General features: G+C 62.9%; 14 protein-coding genes and 1 pseudogene. 12 read left to right on the top strand and 3 right to left on the bottom strand.

The window, feature by feature from the left end; genetic code table 11:
- The first annotated feature begins 4 nt into the window (after positions 1–4).
- From gmd to APH25_RS08325, 8 genes are all read left to right on the top strand, one after another.
- Positions 5–1,036, top strand: coding sequence for a GDP-mannose 4,6-dehydratase (gene gmd, locus APH25_RS08360; protein WP_060481595.1), 1,032 nt, complete (start codon positions 5–7; stop codon positions 1,034–1,036).
- Complete coding sequence (locus APH25_RS08355; RefSeq protein WP_060481594.1) at positions 1,036–1,932, top strand: GDP-mannose 4,6-dehydratase; 897 nt, start codon at positions 1,036–1,038, stop codon at positions 1,930–1,932. Before gmd ends, APH25_RS08355 begins: the two co-directional genes overlap by 1 nt.
- Positions 1,929–3,071, top strand: a complete 1,143-nt coding sequence (locus APH25_RS08350; protein WP_060481593.1) for a glycosyltransferase family 1 protein — start codon at positions 1,929–1,931, stop codon at positions 3,069–3,071. Before APH25_RS08355 ends, APH25_RS08350 begins: the two co-directional genes overlap by 4 nt.
- Positions 3,068–4,177, top strand: a complete 1,110-nt coding sequence (locus tag APH25_RS08345; RefSeq protein ID WP_060481592.1) for a glycosyltransferase family 4 protein — start codon at positions 3,068–3,070, stop codon at positions 4,175–4,177. Before APH25_RS08350 ends, APH25_RS08345 begins: the two co-directional genes overlap by 4 nt.
- A gap of 69 nt (positions 4,178–4,246) precedes the next feature.
- Positions 4,247–5,218, top strand: a complete 972-nt coding sequence (locus APH25_RS08340; RefSeq protein WP_060481591.1) for an SDR family oxidoreductase — start codon at positions 4,247–4,249, stop codon at positions 5,216–5,218.
- Positions 5,215–6,219 carry a glycosyltransferase family 4 protein gene (locus tag APH25_RS08335; RefSeq protein WP_060481590.1) on the top strand — a complete coding sequence of 335 codons (1,005 nt, stop codon included), beginning with the start codon at positions 5,215–5,217 and terminating at the stop codon, positions 6,217–6,219. Before APH25_RS08340 ends, APH25_RS08335 begins: the two co-directional genes overlap by 4 nt.
- Before the next feature lie 102 nt (positions 6,220–6,321).
- Positions 6,322–8,340 carry a nucleoside-diphosphate sugar epimerase/dehydratase gene (locus APH25_RS08330; RefSeq protein ID WP_060481589.1) on the top strand — a complete coding sequence of 673 codons (2,019 nt, stop codon included), beginning with the start codon at positions 6,322–6,324 and terminating at the stop codon, positions 8,338–8,340.
- 255 nt (positions 8,341–8,595) lie between these two features.
- Positions 8,596–8,931 carry a ComEA family DNA-binding protein gene (locus APH25_RS08325; RefSeq protein ID WP_060481588.1) on the top strand — a complete coding sequence of 112 codons (336 nt, stop codon included), beginning with the start codon at positions 8,596–8,598 and terminating at the stop codon, positions 8,929–8,931.
- A gap of 138 nt (positions 8,932–9,069) precedes the next feature.
- Here APH25_RS08325 and APH25_RS24900 read toward each other — a convergent pair whose 3' ends face one another.
- A complete protein-coding gene (locus APH25_RS24900; RefSeq protein ID WP_082428242.1) occupies positions 9,070–9,237 on the bottom strand; it encodes a DUF2897 family protein in 168 nt (55 codons plus the stop codon).
- 183 nt (positions 9,238–9,420) lie between these two features.
- On the opposite strand from APH25_RS24900, the gene pyrF reads away from it, so the two are divergent.
- The gene (gene pyrF, locus APH25_RS08320) at positions 9,421–10,122 is read left to right on the top strand and encodes an orotidine-5'-phosphate decarboxylase (RefSeq protein ID WP_028634735.1); all 702 of its coding nucleotides are present in this window, start codon (positions 9,421–9,423) and stop codon (positions 10,120–10,122) included.
- A 43-nt stretch (positions 10,123–10,165) separates the two neighbouring features.
- On the opposite strand, the gene APH25_RS08315 is transcribed toward pyrF, so the two are convergent.
- Positions 10,166–11,167, bottom strand: a complete 1,002-nt coding sequence (locus APH25_RS08315) for an NADP-dependent oxidoreductase (protein WP_082428240.1) — start codon at positions 11,165–11,167, stop codon at positions 10,166–10,168.
- A gap of 175 nt (positions 11,168–11,342) precedes the next feature.
- Here APH25_RS08315 and APH25_RS08310 point away from each other — a divergent pair, with 175 nt between their 5' ends.
- From APH25_RS08310 to APH25_RS26230, 3 genes and pseudogenes are all read left to right on the top strand, one after another.
- The gene (locus tag APH25_RS08310; protein WP_060481586.1) at positions 11,343–12,104 is read left to right on the top strand and encodes an SDR family oxidoreductase; all 762 of its coding nucleotides are present in this window, start codon (positions 11,343–11,345) and stop codon (positions 12,102–12,104) included.
- A gap of 197 nt (positions 12,105–12,301) precedes the next feature.
- Positions 12,302–13,387 (top strand): annotated as a pseudogene (locus APH25_RS26235) (HAMP domain-containing protein); the annotation flags it as partial.
- On the top strand, positions 13,367–14,248 hold the full coding sequence (locus tag APH25_RS26230) for a methyl-accepting chemotaxis protein (protein ID WP_371262500.1): 882 nt from the start codon (positions 13,367–13,369) through the stop codon (positions 14,246–14,248). The pseudogene APH25_RS26235 and the gene APH25_RS26230, both read left to right, overlap by 21 nt.
- Before the next feature lie 6 nt (positions 14,249–14,254).
- Here the strand turns inward: APH25_RS26230 and APH25_RS08300 are convergent, their stop codons facing one another.
- Positions 14,255–15,445, bottom strand: coding sequence for a benzoate/H(+) symporter BenE family transporter (locus APH25_RS08300; protein WP_060481584.1), 1,191 nt, complete (start codon positions 15,443–15,445; stop codon positions 14,255–14,257).
- Positions 15,446–15,457 lie beyond the last annotated feature (12 nt).

The following is a 15,457-nucleotide window of genomic DNA, read 5'->3' as shown; positions in this document are numbered from 1 at the left end:
TCGCATGAAAGCAATCGTTACTGGGATCACTGGTCAAGACGGCGCCTACCTGGCGGAACTGCTGCTGGAGAAAGGCTACACGGTGTACGGCACCTACCGTCGCACCAGCTCGGTTAACTTCTGGCGCATCGAGGAGTTGGGCATCCACACCAACCCTAACCTGCACCTGGTCGAGTACGACCTTACCGACCTGTCGGCCAGCATCCGCCTGCTGCAAACCACCGAAGCCACCGAGGTCTACAACCTCGCCGCGCAAAGCTTCGTAGGCGTGTCCTTCGAACAGCCGCTGACCACCGCCGAAATCACCGGCCTGGGCGCGGTCAACCTGCTGGAAGCCATCCGCATCGTCAACCCGAAGGTACGCTTCTACCAAGCCTCCACCTCGGAAATGTTCGGCAAGGTGCAAGAAATTCCGCAAGTCGAAACCACCCCGTTCTACCCGCGTAGCCCCTACGGTGTGGCCAAGCTGTACGCCCACTGGATGACCATCAACTACCGCGAGTCGTACAACATCTTTGCCACCAGCGGCATCCTGTTCAACCACGAATCGCCCCTGCGTGGCCGTGAGTTCGTGACCCGCAAGATCACCGACTCGGTCGCCAAGATCAAGCTGGGCCTGCTGGACAAGCTGGAACTGGGCAACCTGGACGCCAAGCGCGACTGGGGCTTCGCCAAAGAGTACGTCGAAGGCATGTGGCGCATGCTGCAGGCTGACGAGCCAGACACCTTCGTACTGGCCACCAACCGCACCGAAACCGTACGTGATTTCGTCACCATGGCCTTCAAGGCAGCTGACATCGAGATCAACTGGGCCGGTAAGGACGAAGCAGAGCAGGGCACCTGCGCTGCCACCGGCAAGGTGCTGGTAGTGATCAACCCGAAATTCTACCGCCCGGCCGAAGTCGAGCTGCTGATCGGCAATCCAGCCAAAGCGAAAGAAGTGCTGGGCTGGGAGCCTAAAACCAGCCTGGAAGAGCTGTGCCGCATGATGGTCGAAGCCGACCTGCGTCGTAACGAAAAAGGGTTCTCGTTCTGATGCAAATGGCCAGCAAACGCGCGCTAATCACCGGGGTACATGGGTTTACGGGCCGCTATATGGCGGCTGAACTGCGGGCCCATGGCTATGAAGTGATCGGTACCGGGAGCCAGCCATTGGCAGAGCCCGACTACCACCAGGTTGATCTTACTGATGGGCCTGGCTTGCACGCGTTGCTGGCCGAAGTGCAGCCAGATGTGGTCGTGCATCTGGCTGCCATTGCGTTTGTCGGGCATGGCGCTGCCGAGGCGTTTTATCAGGTAAACCTGATCGGCACGCGCAACCTGCTCGAAGCCATTGCGGCCTGCGGCAAGGCACCTGAGTGTGTACTGGTTGCCAGCAGCGCCAATGTTTATGGCAATGTTTCCGAAGGGATGCTGGACGAGCAGACGCCACCTGCGCCTGCCAACGACTACGCCGTCAGCAAGCTGGCGATGGAGTATATGGCGCGGCTATGGTGCGACCGGCTGCCTATCGTTATCACGCGTCCGTTCAACTATACCGGGGTAGGCCAGGCTGAAAACTTCCTGCTGCCCAAGATCGTTTCGCACTTCCAGCGCAAGGCAAGCACCATTGAGCTGGGTAACCTTGATGTGTGGCGCGATTTCAGCGATGTGCGTGCGGTGGTGCGAGCTTATCGCGGCCTGATCGAGGCACGTGCGGTCGGCCAGACGGTGAACGTAAGCTCAGGCATTACCCATTCGCTGCGCGAAGTGGTTGCGAAGTGCGAAACCATTACCGGCCATACGCTGGATGTGCAGGTAAACCCTGCGTTCGTGCGCGCCAACGAAGTAAAAACCCTGTGCGGCGACAACAGCCGCCTGCGCGCACTAGTGCCTGGCTGGGAAACGCCTGCGCTGGATAAAACGCTGGGTTGGATGCTTGCAGGTAAATGAAGGTCATTCTTTCCGTTGAGCCCGTACGCTTCCCACTGACCGGCATTGGCCGCTACACCTACGAACTGGCCAGCCGGTTGCAACACAGCAGTGGCATCAGCCAACTGCGCCTGTTTGCCGGGCGCAGGTTTCTGGCCGAGCTGCCCAAACCGGCTCAGCAATCGGACGCGGTGCACGGGCTCAAGCGCTTCGTGCAGAAAAACGCCCTGGCTGTGGAGGCCTATCGGCGCCTGATGCCCTACCTGCGGCAACGGGCACTGCGCGGGCATGATGACTTCCTCTATCACAGCCCCAACTACTACCTGCCGAAATTTGCCGGCCGTAGCGTGGCGACCTTCCACGACCTGTCGCCGTTCACCTGGGCGCACTGTCACACCCCTCAGCTGGCGCGCTACCTGCAAAAAGAGCTCACGCTCACGCTGGACCGCGCCGATGCGCTCATCACCGACTCGGCTTATACCCGGCAAGAGCTGGCAGATTATTTCAACTGGCCCATCGAGCGCATTCATACCGTGCCCTTGGCCAGCTCGCCCGAGTTCCACCCCCGCAGCCCTGCGCAGCTGCGGGAAGGGCTCGCCCGTCACGGCCTGGAGCCGGGCGGCTACAGCCTGTTCGTCGGCACCATCGAGCCGCGCAAGAACCTGCAAAACCTGCTGGAGGCCTATGGCCGGCTGCCCCTGGCGCTCCGCCGCCGCTGGCCGTTGATCATCACCGGTTACCACGGTTGGCGCAGCGAGGCCATTCATGCCCGCATCGCTGAGGCTCAGCAGCAGGGCTGGGCCCGCTACCTGGGCTTTGCCCCCAGCGAAGACCTACCCTTGCTGTTCGCCGGCGCCAGGCTGTTCACCTTCCCCTCGCATTACGAAGGCTTTGGCTTGCCTGTGCTGGAGGCGATGAGTTCCGGTGTGCCGGTGGTGTGCTCCAACAGTTCGTCGTTGCCGGAGGTGGCCGGCCCGGCAGCGCTGATGTGCGCGCCGGATGATGTGGAAGGGCTGACAGCGCTGTTGCAGCGCGGGCTGGAAGACGAAGCCTGGCGCGAGGCAGCTGTGGCGCAAGGCTTGGCGCATGCCGGTGGTTTTTCCTGGGAGCGCTGCGCCCAAGGCACCCTCGAGGTTTACAAAGCGGTCAGGGCACGATGATCAAGGTTCTGCATTTTTTCAAAACGTACTACCCGGACTCCATGGGTGGCATCGAGCAGGTGATCTTCCAGATCGCCGAGGGCACCCAAGCCCATGGCATCCAGCCTGAAGTGTTGTACTTGAGTAGCCGCGGGGCTGCGCGCAACGAACCCGTGGCCAGCCACCTGACCCACCGCTCGAAGCTTGACCTGCATGTAGCCTCCACGGGCTTTTCGCTGTCTGCGTTCAAGGATTTCCGCGAGCTGGCCAGCCAGGCCGACATTGTTCACTTCCACTTCCCGTGGCCGTACATGGACCTGGTGCACTTCATGGCCGGCGTGAACAAGCCGACCGTAGTCAGCTACCACTCGGACATCGTCAAGCAGAAGTGGCTGCTCAAGTTGTATCAACCCTTGATGAACCGCTTTTTTGCCAGCGTCGATCGGGTGGTGGCGTCTTCACCCAATTACGCCGCCCATAGCCCGGTACTCACGCAGTTCAAGGACAAGGTGTCGATCATCCCTTATGGTCTGGACAGGTCCACCTACCCGCAGGCCAGCGTGGAAAAGCTCGCCCACTGGCGGGCACGCCTGCCAGAGCGGTTCTTCCTGTTCGTTGGTGCGCTGCGCTATTACAAAGGGCTGGACTACCTGCTGGAGGCGGCGCGCATCAGCGGCCTGCCGGTGGTGATCATGGGCGGTGGCTTCCTTGAGGCTCAGTTGCGGCAACAGGCGGCGGATGCCGGCCTGCAGCAGGTGCAATTTCTGGGTGGCCTGCCGGACGAGGACAAGGTGGCACTGCTGGAGCTGTGCTATGCCTTTACCTTCCCGTCGCACCTGCGTTCCGAGTCATTCGGCATTTCGTTGCTAGAGGCCGCCATGTACGGCAAACCGCTGATTTCCTGCGAGATGGGCTCAGGCACTACCTTCATTAACCTGGCCGACCAGACCGGCCTGGTTGTACCGCCGCGTGATGGCGCCGCATTGGCCCAGGCCATGCAGCGTCTATGGGATGACCCTGAGATGGCGCGGGCCATGGGTGGGAAGGCGCAGCAACGGTACGAAGAGGTCTTTACGGCATCGGCCATGGCCAGTGCGTATGCCGAGCTTTACCGCAGCTTGTTGTAGCAGCGATACACGGCCAAACAAGGCGCGCAAGCTCTTTAATGACGCCTGGGCGAATCGAGAACGAATTTCATGGAACGACCCGCAATACTCGTTACCGGTGCTAGTGGTTTTGTCGGCGGTGCCCTGTGCAGGCAACTGGCTGACAGCGGCCTGGTGGCTACACGTGCGGCCCTGCGCAGTGGCGCAATGGCTCCCGTTGCGGCAATGCAGTCAGTCATTGTAAAGGATCTGGACGCAGCCACAGACTGGGCAGCAGCGTTGGCTGGCATCAATGTGGTGGTCCACGCCGCAGCGCGCGTGCACGTGATGCAGGAAACTGCCATCGATAGCCTTGACGAATTTCGCCGGGTCAATGTGGAAGGTACGCTGAACCTGGCCCGGCAGGCTGCCGCCGCCGGTGTGCGGCGCTTCATTTTCATCAGCTCCATCAAGGTGAACGGTGAAACCAGCCAGCCAGGCAGGCCGTTGCGGGCCGATGACAAGCCTGCGCCCCAGGATGCTTACGGCGTGTCCAAGCACGAAGCCGAGCAAGGCCTGCATGCGCTGGCTGCAAGCACTGGCATGGAGGTAGTGGTGATTCGCCCGGTGCTGGTGTACGGCCCCGGTGTCAAGGCCAACTTCCTCAGCATGATGCGCTGGGTGCACCGCGGTGTGCCGTTGCCATTGGGCGCGGTGCACAACCGCCGCAGCCTGGTATCGCTGGCAAACCTGGTTGATCTGATCACCACCTGCATCGGTCACCCGGCCGCCGCGGGCCAGACGTTCCTGGCCAGCGATGGCGACGATGTTTCCCTCAGCCAGCTATTGCGGGCCTTGGGCCAAGCGATGGGCCGGCCAGCAAGGCTCCTGCCGGTACCCGCCGCGCTGTTGAAAACTGCCGCGTCGCTGCTGGGCCGTCGGGACCTGGCGCAGCGCTTGCTGGGCTCGCTGCAGGTGGACATCACCAAGAACCGCGAACTGTTGGGCTGGCACCCCCCTTACACGCTGCAGCAAGGCCTGACCCTGGCTGCCCGATCTTTTCTGGAAGCTCACCACCGATGATTTGGCTGATTGTGATTGCAGGCCTGGCAGCCTGGCTGATGACGGGTGCGCTGCGGCGCTATGCATTGGCTCGCAGCCTGCTGGACGTGCCCAATGCACGTAGCTCGCATACGCTGCCAACGCCGCGCGGTGGCGGCCTGGCGTTCGTCGTTGCGTTTTTGGTGGGTGCACTAGGGCTTGCGCTTTGGGGGGCAGTAGACCCGTCAGCCCTGGTAGCTGTGCTGGGGGCGGGCGGTTTGGTGGCCGTCATCGGCTTTATGGACGACCACGGGCATATCGCCGCCCGCTGGCGCCTGCTGGGCCATTTCGCCGCTGCCGCCTGGGGGCTGGCCTGGATGGGGGGCATGCCACCCATTGATATCTTCGGGTGGCCGGTGCACGCGCTCTGGCTGAGCGTACCGCTGGGCCTGCTGTACCTGGTCTGGCTGCTCAACCTCTACAACTTCATGGACGGCATCGACGGCATCGCCAGTATCGAAGCCATCTGCGTGTGCCTGGGCGGTACGCTGCTGTTCTGGCTGGTGGGTACGCCCGGCGCAGCCTGGCTGCCGCTATTGCTGGCTGCCACAGTGGCCGGCTTCCTGATGTGGAACTTCCCCCCGGCGCGCATTTTCATGGGCGACGCCGGCAGCGGGTTCCTGGGCATGGCACTCGGTTTGCTGGCTTTACTGGCAGGTTGGGTAAACCCGCTACTATTCTGGGGGTGGTTAATACTTTTGGGTGTATTCGTGGTCGACGCCACCTTCACCCTCGGCCGGCGCCTGCTGCGCGGCGAGAAGGTCTACGAAGCGCACCGCAGCCACGCCTACCAGTACGCTTCGCGGCGTCACGGCAGCCATCGCCCGGTAAGCCTGACGGTGGCGGCCATCAACCTGGGCTGGCTGCTGCCGGTCGCTGTGGTGGTCGTGGTATTCAAACTCGATGGGGCATGGGGAACCTTGGTGGCCTATGCGCCTCTGATACTGTTGGCAATCGCCTACCATGCAGGGGAAAAAGAATAGGATGCTCCAGCACTACAGGCGCCACCCAGCGTTTCTCAGCGCTGCTGATACCGCAGCGCCCAACGGCTTCACCCGAGGTGTTCTTGCCATGAGGAAAGCCCCATGAGCAATGCGAAAAGCGACAGGCTACGCCAATACCTGGTCAACCTGTCCCGCCGACAGAAGCGCCTCATCCAGGTATGCACCGATGTAGTGCTCATCTGGCTTGCCCTGTGGCTGTCATTCATCGTGCGCCTGGGCGTCGACGAAATGTACAACCCCATCGTCGAACACACCTGGCTGTTCATGGTGGCCCCCTGCGTTGCCATCCCGCTGTTCATCCGGTTCGGCATGTACCGCGCCGTCATGCGCTACTTCGGCAACGACGCCCTGGTCACCATCATCAAGGCCGTTACCCTGTCGGCACTGATTCTGGCGGTGCTGGTGTACTGGCACAGCAACCACCAGGAAGTGGTCCCACGCTCGATCATCTTCAACTACTGGTGGCTCAGCATGGTCATCATCGGCGGGTTACGCCTGATCATGCGCCAGTACTTTCTGGGTGACTGGTTCACCGGTGCCCACCAGATACCGTTTGCCAACCGCGACGATGGCATGATCAAGGTCGCCATCTACGGTGCCGGTACAGCCGGTAACCAGCTGCTGGCGGCCCTGCGCATGGGCCGGGTGATGCGGCCGGTGGCGTTCATCGACGACGACGGTGACCTGGCCAACCGGGTGATTTCCGGCCTGCAAGTGTACAAGCCCAAGCACTTGAAGCAGATGCTGAAAGAAACCGGCGCACAGGAGGTGCTGCTGGCGCTGCCATCCGCCACCCGCGCCAGGCGCCGGGAGATTTTGGCGCTGCTTGAGCCTTACCCCCTCCATGTCCGAAGCGTGCCAGCCTTCGCCGACCTGGCCACCGGGCGGGTGAAGGTGGATGACATCCAGGACGTGGACATCGCCGACCTGCTGGGCCGCGACCCTGTGCCCGCCCAGGACGGCCTGCTGGAGCGCTGTGTGCACAAGCAGGTGGTGCTGGTCACCGGTGCCGGTGGCTCCATAGGCGCGGAGCTGTGCCGGCAGATCATCGGCCTTGGGCCCAAGACCCTGCTGCTGCTGGACCACGCCGAATACAACCTGTACAGCATCCTCAGCGAGCTTGAGCAACGTATTGCCCGTGAGTCGCTGACCGTGCAGCTGCTGCCCATTCTGGGCTCGGTGCGCAACCAGCAGCACTTGGCCGACGTGATGGGCACCTGGCGGGTAGACACGGTGTACCACGCCGCCGCCTACAAGCATGTGCCCATGGTGGAGCACAACATCGCCGAAGGCATCCTCAACAACGTCTACGGCACCCTGTGCACAGCCCAGGCGGCGCTGCAGACGGGGGTGGCCAACTTCGTGCTCATCTCCACCGACAAAGCCGTGCGCCCCACCAATGTGATGGGCAGCACCAAGCGGCTGTCCGAACTGATTTTGCAGGCGCTCAGCCGCGAAGCTGCCCCGGTGCTGTACGGCGACTGCAACAAGATTGCCCGGGTGAACAAAACCCGCTTCACCATGGTGCGCTTCGGCAATGTGCTGGGCTCGTCGGGGTCGGTGATTCCGCTGTTCCACCAGCAGATCAAGGCCGGTGGGCCGCTGACGGTGACCCACCCCAAGATCACCCGCTACTTCATGACCATCCCCGAAGCCGCGCAATTGGTGGTGCAGGCGGGGGCCATGGGGCAGGGCGGTGATGTGTTCGTGCTGGACATGGGCGAGCCGGTACGCATTGTCGAACTGGCCGAGAAGATGATTCACCTGTCTGGCCTGAGCGTACGCAGCCCCGCCAACCCCCAGGGGGATATCCCCATCGACTTCACCGGCTTGCGCCCAGGCGAGAAGCTGTACGAAGAATTGCTGATCGGTGATGACGTGGCGCCCACCGCTCACCCGATGATCATGGTGGCCAACGAGGACTTCGTGGCGTGGGAGCTGCTGCGCGAACGCCTGACGGCGCTGCTGGCTGCCGTGGCTGAAGACGATTTCACCCGGGTGCGCCAGTTGCTGCGTGAGCTGGTAAGCGGTTATTCACCACAGGGCGATATTGTGGACTGGGTGTACCTGCAACGCCGCCAGGGGCCGGTGGACAGATAAAGACGGCGTGGGGTGTAGGACTACAAGCGCACTCCTGTCAGAGATGCGTTCGGGCCGCTGGTGAGCGGCCCGCAGACTCGCCGAAAGCTCAAACAGGCATCCGCTCCGGGTAAGAAAACCTTTATGGGTGCGTGTCTTAACTGGTAACCGTTCACCCCGCCTGCTACCTGTTTAACGCCGGGTTTCACCGCTAGGGTTGTCTGCGCAGCCGAAGGAAAAGCTGCCGCACACTGAATCAACCCTAGGAGTTTCACCATGCGCAACAACGTATTGTCGTACCTGCTACTGCCCCTGTTCGCCAGCCTGTCGTTTTCCCTCAGCGCCGCACCGGCTAGCACGCCATCGGTACTGGAGCCGCTGCAGGTGGTCGCCCAACAGCACCCTGAAGCGCTGCCACGCCTGGACATCAACAAGGCCGATGCGGCTACGCTGCAAAAAGAACTGAACGGTATCGGCAAGGCCAAGGCAGAGGCCATCGTGGCGTACCGCGAAGCCCACGGGCCATTTGCCTCGGTGGATGAGTTATTGGAAATCAAGGGCATCGGCAATGCGCTGCTGGAGCGCAATCGCGGTAAGGTCACCGTCGAGTAACCCCGCACATGTAGGAGCGAGCGCAGCTCGCGATGGGGTGCAAAGCACCCCCACCCCTGTAGCTGCGCCGCCACTATCGCCGGGGGCGCTACGCACCCCATCGCGAGCTACGCTCGCTCCTACACAAACACATGCCACTCAACGGTTCTGAGCATCCTTGGCATCCGCCTCGGCATTGCGCTCATGCACCTTGCGCAGCTGCTCATCGGTAAGGGGCAATTTCTTGGCCGTGTCGCGCAGCATCATCAGCCCGCCGACGATGGAGCCAAGGGCTACTAACAGGATCAGCCAGGCATACCAGGGCATTGTCGTTCTCCTTGCGGGATGGCAGCGTAGTTACCGGTTTTGATCGGCAACGCGCTTTGTTGGTTCCATGGTACAGCCGTGGCGCGCTTCACCGCTTGGCCATTTCCATCAACCGCAGCCCCCAACCCCGCACCACATCGTTTACAATGCGCGCCGTTTTCGACTTGCCAAGAGACCGTGCCCATGTCCGCCTGCCAGACGCCCCTGATCGTCGCCCTGGATTTCCCCACCCGTGAGGCCGCCCTGAAGCTGGCTGACCAGCTAGACCCCGCGCTGTGCCGGGTGAAGGTTGGCAAGGAGCTGTTCACCAGCAGCGCTTCGGGCATTGTCGAAACCCTGTGTGAAAAGGGCTTCGAAGTGTTCCTGGACCTGAAATTCCACGACATCCCCAACACCACGGCCATGGCGGTAAAAGCAGCGGCAGAGATGGGCGTGTGGATGGTCAACGTACATTGCTCGGGCGGCCTGCGCATGATGGCGGCGTGCCGTGAGGAGCTGGCCAAGCGCAGCGGCCCACAGCCGTTGCTGATCGGCGTGACCGTGCTTACGAGCATGGAGCGTGAAGACCTGGCCGGCATCGGTTTGGACGTTGACCCGCAGGAGCAGGTGCTGAGGCTGGCTGCGCTGGCGCAGAAGGCCGGCATGGACGGCCTGGTGTGCTCGGCACTGGAAGCGCCAGCACTGAAGGCAGCGCACCCAGGCCTGCAATTGGTAACCCCAGGCATTCGGCCGGCGGGCAGTGCCCAGGACGACCAGCGCCGCATCCTTACCCCGCGCCAGGCACTGGATGCAGGTTCTGACTACCTGGTAATCGGTCGCCCCATCAGCCAGGCTGCCGACCCGGCCCAGGCCCTGGCAGCGGTGGTTGCCGAAATTCGCGGCTAAGCTGGCGCGATAAAAGCGGGGCTGCACAGCAGCCCCCACGCATTCACACCTTCAGCACCAGCTTCCCGAAGTTTTCACCGTTGAACAGCTTCAACAGCGTCTCAGGGAAGGTTTCCAGCCCCTCCACCACATCCTCCTTGCTCTTGACCTGCCCGCTGGCCAGCCAGCCGGACATTTCCTGCGCCGCCTTGCCGTAATCCTTGGCATGGTCCATCACCACAAAGCCCTCCATGCGCGCACGGTTTACCAGCAGTGCCAGGTAGTTGGCCGGCCCCTTCACGGCTTCCTTGTTGTTGTACTGGCTGATGGCGCCGCAAATCACGATACGCGCCTTGAAGTTGATGCGGGTAAGCACGGCATCCAGAATCTCGCCGCCTACGTTGTCGAAGTAAACGTCCACGCCTTTGGGGCACTCGCGTTTCAGGCCTGCCAGTACGTCTTCGGCCTTGTAGTCGATTACCCCGTCGAACCCCAGTTCGTCTTTCAGGTACTGGCACTTCTCTTTGCCGCCAGCAATGCCTACCACGTGGCAGCCTTTGATCTTGGCGATCTGGCCCACAATACTACCCACCGCACCGGCAGCGCCAGAAATCACTACCGTGTCACCGGCCTTCGGCTGGCCCACTTCCAGCAAGGCGAAGTAGGCCGTCATACCGGTCATGCCCAGCGCCGACAGGTAGCGGGGCAGGGGGGCCAGGTTGGGGTCGATCTTATGCAGGCCCTGTGCGTCCCCGGTGAAGTAATCCTGCACACCCAGGGCCCCGCCAACATGGTCGCCGGGCTTGAAGCCCGGGTGGTTGGAGGCAACCACTTCGCCCACACCCAGGGCGCGCATCACCTGGCCCAGAGCCACCGGCGGGATGTAGGACTTGCCTTCGTTCATCCAGCCGCGCATGGCCGGGTCCAGTGACAGGTACAGGTTACGCACCAGTACCTGGCCTTCGCCGGGCTGTTCGGCGGGCACCGTTTCATAGCCGAAGTCATCGCGGCGCACGGCGCCGACCGGGCGTTTTACGAGCAGGAAGCGGCGGTTGGTCTGGGTCATGATGGCTCCTAGAGAAGAATGAAAGGGTCAGACGGCCAATTTACCTTGTTGATGAAACGCAGTGCGTAACATCACTGACAAGCATGATGTCACAAATGCTCATGTGATGATGCTGCCCGCCCGGTCAGCGGCTGACTATGCTCTGAACTCCTTCACACCCTCACAGGAGCAGGCGATGAGCATGAGTTTTGCGGGCCAGGTGGCCCTGGTCACCGGTGGCGGCGCCGGTATTGGCCGGGCGACGGCCCTGGCATTCGCCTGCGAGGGCCTGAAAGTGGTGGTGGCTGACCTGGATGCCGTGGGCGGCGAAGCCACGGTGGCGCAGATCCGCGCCGCAGGCGGCGAGGCCCTGTTCATCGAGTGTGACGTAACCCGCGAAGGCCAAGTGCGCCAGATGCACGAACACCTGATCGCGACCTATGGCCGGCTGGACTATGCCTTCAACAATGCCGGCATCGAGATCGAACAGGGCCGCCTGTCCGAGGGCAGCGAAGCGCAGTTCGACGCGATCATGGGGGTAAACGTGAAGGGGGTATGGCTGTGCATGAAGTACCAGCTGCCACTGCTGCTGGCCCAAGGCGGCGGCGCCATCGTCAATACCGCCTCGGTGGCGGGGCTGGGGGCGGCGCCCAAAATGAGTATCTACAGTGCGTCCAAGCATGCGGTGATTGGCCTGACCAAGTCGGCAGCCATCGAGTACGCCAAAAAAGGCGTGCGGGTAAACGCCGTATGCCCCGCCGTTATCGACACTGACATGTTCCGGCGCGCCTACGAAGCCGACCCCCGCAAGGCAGAGTTTGCCGCCGCCATGCACCCGGTGGGGCGTATTGGCAAAGTCGAAGAAATTGCCAGCGCCGTGCTGTACCTGTGCAGCGACGGGGCGGCATTCACTACGGGCCATTGCCTGACGGTGGACGGTGGAGCCACGGCGATCTGAACCTGCAGCGCTAACGATGTCGCTGAGGGGCAATATTCCCGCGCCCCAACCTTCATTCAACATGCCAGGCGACCTCCGGCAAGCTGTTAGCGACACGTTCATAGCTATTTGACACTATTCTGACGTCAGGCCCTTGTTCCGACGCTGGCAACGTTGCCACCCTTGGCCTTCGGCATAACCTGACACACAGAAGGGGAATGGGCATGGGCGCGAGCAAGCAGGGTGTGTTGGCCAACCTGGGCATGGCCCGCAAACTCACCCTGGGGTTTGCCCTGGTGCTATTGCTGACCCTGGCAGTGGCCGCTATCGGCATTGCTGCCCTGTACAGCGTTGGCCAGCGCTTCGACAGCCTGAGGCAGTTGGCGCAGTTCAACACCGACCTGCTGCGCCTGCGCCAGCACGAGCAGTCTTTTGCCCTCAGCTCCGACATCAAGCAGGCCGAGGCGCTGCGTGGTGGCCTCAAGGGCCTGGCCGAGCGCGCACGTGAACAGCCGGCGCTGGCGGCAGCGGAAACCGACCTGGCGGCCTACGGCAAGGCATTCGAAGCGTTCGTAGGGGCGGTGCAGGCCAAGGAGCTGGCGCTGGACACCGCCAGTTGGTCGGTATCGAGTGTGGCCAACAACCTCGATGTGCTGCAGTCAGGCCTGGCCGACGATGGGGTGTATACGCTCAAGCAGTCCCAAGGGCAGCAGGGTGGCGAGTTTCTGGAGCAGGCCGCCCAGGTTGCCCAGGTGTCGCGCCTGATGTTGCAGGCCATGGATGAAGCGCGGGTGCGCCTGGACAAAAGCCGCAAAGGTGAGGATGACGTGAGCCAAGCGCGCATCCCGCAAACGGTCGAAGCAGCAGCCCTCGTGACCCAACTGCAGGCGGCGGTGACCGACAGCGGTTACCAAAGCGTGCTCAACGAAGTGGGGGGGCATATCGGCAGCTTCTCTGAAAAGCTCAATGAATACACCGATCAGCTGGCGCTGGAGCAGGGCCTGAAGGGCCAGTTGCAGGCCAGTGCCGAACAGGTAACCGGCCGGGTGGACCAGGCCTACCTGGGGCAGGAGCAGGCCCTGCAGGGTGACCTGCAACGCAGTGCGGTGGCGATTGCCGTGGCCACGGGGCTGGCGCTGCTGGTCGGCATTCTGGCCGCCTGGCTGATTACCCGCGCCGTGGTCGGCCCGCTCAAGCACGTGATCGCTCGTGCCCGGCGCATTGCTGACGGCGAACTGGCATTCGAGGCGCCGGCCCCGCGCCGTGACGAGGTGGGGCAACTGATGCAGGCCATGCAGCAGATGGCGGCAGGGTTGTCGGGCATCGTCAGCGGGTTGCAGCAAGGTATCGAGCAACTGGCCGGCAACGCCCAGGCGCTGTCAGCCGTGACCGAGCAGACCAACCGTGAGGTGGGCAGCCAGAAAGAAGAAACCGAACAAGTGGCCACCGCCATGCAGCAGATGACGGCGACCGTGCATGATGTGGCGCGCAACGCCGAAGAGGCCGCGCAGGCGGCCCAGGCGGCGGATGAGAAGGTCGATTCCGGGCAGCAGGTGGTGCGCCAGAGCATACAGCGTATCGAGCAGTTGGCGGCGGCGGCAGAAACGGCCAGTGCCGGCATCGACAGCCTCAGCTCCGAAATTCACACCATCGGCGATGTGCTGGAGGTGATCAAGAGCGTGGCCGAGCAGACCAACCTGCTGGCGCTGAATGCGGCCATCGAGGCAGCCCGTGCCGGTGAACAGGGGCGGGGCTTTGCCGTGGTGGCCGACGAGGTGCGTGCCCTGGCGCGGCGTACCCGACAGTCCACTGAGCAGATCGAAACCCTGGTGGCCAGCTTGCGTGGCAACGCCCAGCAGTCGGTGGCCCAGATCAGGGGCAGTACCGAGCTGGTACGCCTGGCGGTGGCCGATGCGCTGCACACTGAAAGTGCCCTGGGCAGCATTGCGGCGGCGGTGTCATTGATTCAACAGATGAACCAGCAAATAGCGGCAGCGGCAGAGGAACAAAGCTCGGTGGCTGAAGAAATCAGCCGCAGTGTCACGCAGATTCGCAGCAGCGCCGACCAGGCGGCGCTGGCCATGCAGGGCAGCGCCAAGTCGAGTGTGGAGCTGGCGCAGTTGGGCACCGACCTCAAGGGCATGGTGGGCCATTTTCGGTTGTGATCCGTGTCAGGCGCGGCGGGGGTTGAGGATCACCAGTGCCAAGACCCCGGCCACGATGCCCCAGAACGCCGAGCCGATCGAGAACAGCGTCAGGCCTGACGCCGTGACCATGAAGGTGATGACCGCAGCCTCTCGTTCGCGGGCCTCGCTCATGGCTACTGTCAGCCCGTTCATGATCGAGCCGAACAGCGCCAGCGCGGCGATCGACAGCACCAGCTCTTTGGGCAGGGCGGCAAACAGTGCGGCCAGCGTTGCGCCGAATACCCCGGCGATCCCATAGAACAGCCCGCACCACACCGCAGCGGTATAGCGTTTGCCAGGGTCTTCATGGGCGTGCGGGCCTGTGCAGATGGCCGCACTGATCGCCGCCAGGTTGACCCCGTGTGACCCGAACGGTGCCAGCAGCAACGAAGCAAACCCCGTGGCGGAAATCAGCGGAGAGGCCGGGACCTGGTAGCCGTCGGCGCGCAGCACGGCCACACCCGGCATGTTCTGCGAGGTCATCGCCACGACGAACAAGGGGATGCCGATGCTGATGGTGGCGGCCAGCGAGAAGCTGGGGGGGGTCCACACCGGTTTTGCGACCTCCAGATGAAAGCCACTGAAGTCCAGCAGGCCCAAGGCGCCGGACAACGCAGTGCCCACCACCAGCGCCGCCAGTACGCAGTAGCGCGGCGACAGGCGTTTGACCAGCAGGTAGCTGAAGAACATGCCCAGCACCAGCAAGGTGCGGTGCTGCGCCGCGACGAAGATTTCACTGCCGATCTTGAACAGGATGCCGGCCAGCAGTGCCGAGGCCAGGGACGCTGGGATGCGTCTGACCAGCCGCTCGAAGCTGCCAGTCAACCCGCAGGCCAGCACCAGCAGGGCGCAGGTGATGTAGGCACCGATGGCTTCGCCGTAACTCACCCCACCCAGGCTGGTGATCAGCAGCGCTGCGCCAGGTGTAGACCAGGCCACGGTGATGGGGGTGCGGTAGCGCAGTGACAGGCCGATGCTGCACACTGCCATGCCAATCGACAGCGCCCAGATCCACGACGAGATCTGCGCGGTGGTCAACCCGGCTGCCTGGCCGGCCTGGAACATCAATACCAACGAGCTGGTATAGCCTGTCAGCATGGCAATGAAGCCGGCGACAATGGCCGATGCCGAGGTATCGGCCAGGGGCCTCAGGCGTGCGGGGGTGGCATGGGGCATGAACAAGATCCT

It is taken from the genome of Pseudomonas sp. NBRC 111119 (assembly GCF_001320125.1).
GTDB classification, from domain to species: domain Bacteria; phylum Pseudomonadota; class Gammaproteobacteria; order Pseudomonadales; family Pseudomonadaceae; genus Aquipseudomonas; species Aquipseudomonas parafulva.
Note: the sequence above shows the minus strand (reverse complement) of the source record. Positions and strands in the feature narration are given on the sequence as shown.

Coding starts and splice junctions, on each gene's coding strand:
- gmd (WP_060481595.1), top strand. CDS start 5: ATGAAAGCAATCGTTACTGGGATCACTGGTCAAGACGGCGCCTACCTG.
- APH25_RS08355 (WP_060481594.1), top strand. CDS start 1,036: ATGCAAATGGCCAGCAAACGCGCGCTAATCACCGGGGTACATGGGTTT.
- APH25_RS08350 (WP_060481593.1), top strand. CDS start 1,929: ATGAAGGTCATTCTTTCCGTTGAGCCCGTACGCTTCCCACTGACCGGC.
- APH25_RS08345 (WP_060481592.1), top strand. CDS start 3,068: ATGATCAAGGTTCTGCATTTTTTCAAAACGTACTACCCGGACTCCATG.
- APH25_RS08340 (WP_060481591.1), top strand. CDS start 4,247: ATGGAACGACCCGCAATACTCGTTACCGGTGCTAGTGGTTTTGTCGGC.
- APH25_RS08335 (WP_060481590.1), top strand. CDS start 5,215: ATGATTTGGCTGATTGTGATTGCAGGCCTGGCAGCCTGGCTGATGACG.
- APH25_RS08330 (WP_060481589.1), top strand. CDS start 6,322: ATGAGCAATGCGAAAAGCGACAGGCTACGCCAATACCTGGTCAACCTG.
- APH25_RS08325 (WP_060481588.1), top strand. CDS start 8,596: ATGCGCAACAACGTATTGTCGTACCTGCTACTGCCCCTGTTCGCCAGC.
- APH25_RS24900 (WP_082428242.1), bottom strand. CDS start 9,237: ATGCCCTGGTATGCCTGGCTGATCCTGTTAGTAGCCCTTGGCTCCATC.
- pyrF (WP_028634735.1), top strand. CDS start 9,421: ATGTCCGCCTGCCAGACGCCCCTGATCGTCGCCCTGGATTTCCCCACC.
- APH25_RS08315 (WP_082428240.1), bottom strand. CDS start 11,167: ATGACCCAGACCAACCGCCGCTTCCTGCTCGTAAAACGCCCGGTCGGC.
- APH25_RS08310 (WP_060481586.1), top strand. CDS start 11,343: ATGAGCATGAGTTTTGCGGGCCAGGTGGCCCTGGTCACCGGTGGCGGC.
- APH25_RS26230 (WP_371262500.1), top strand. CDS start 13,367: ATGCAGGCCATGCAGCAGATGGCGGCAGGGTTGTCGGGCATCGTCAGC.
- APH25_RS08300 (WP_060481584.1), bottom strand. CDS start 15,445: ATGCCCCATGCCACCCCCGCACGCCTGAGGCCCCTGGCCGATACCTCG.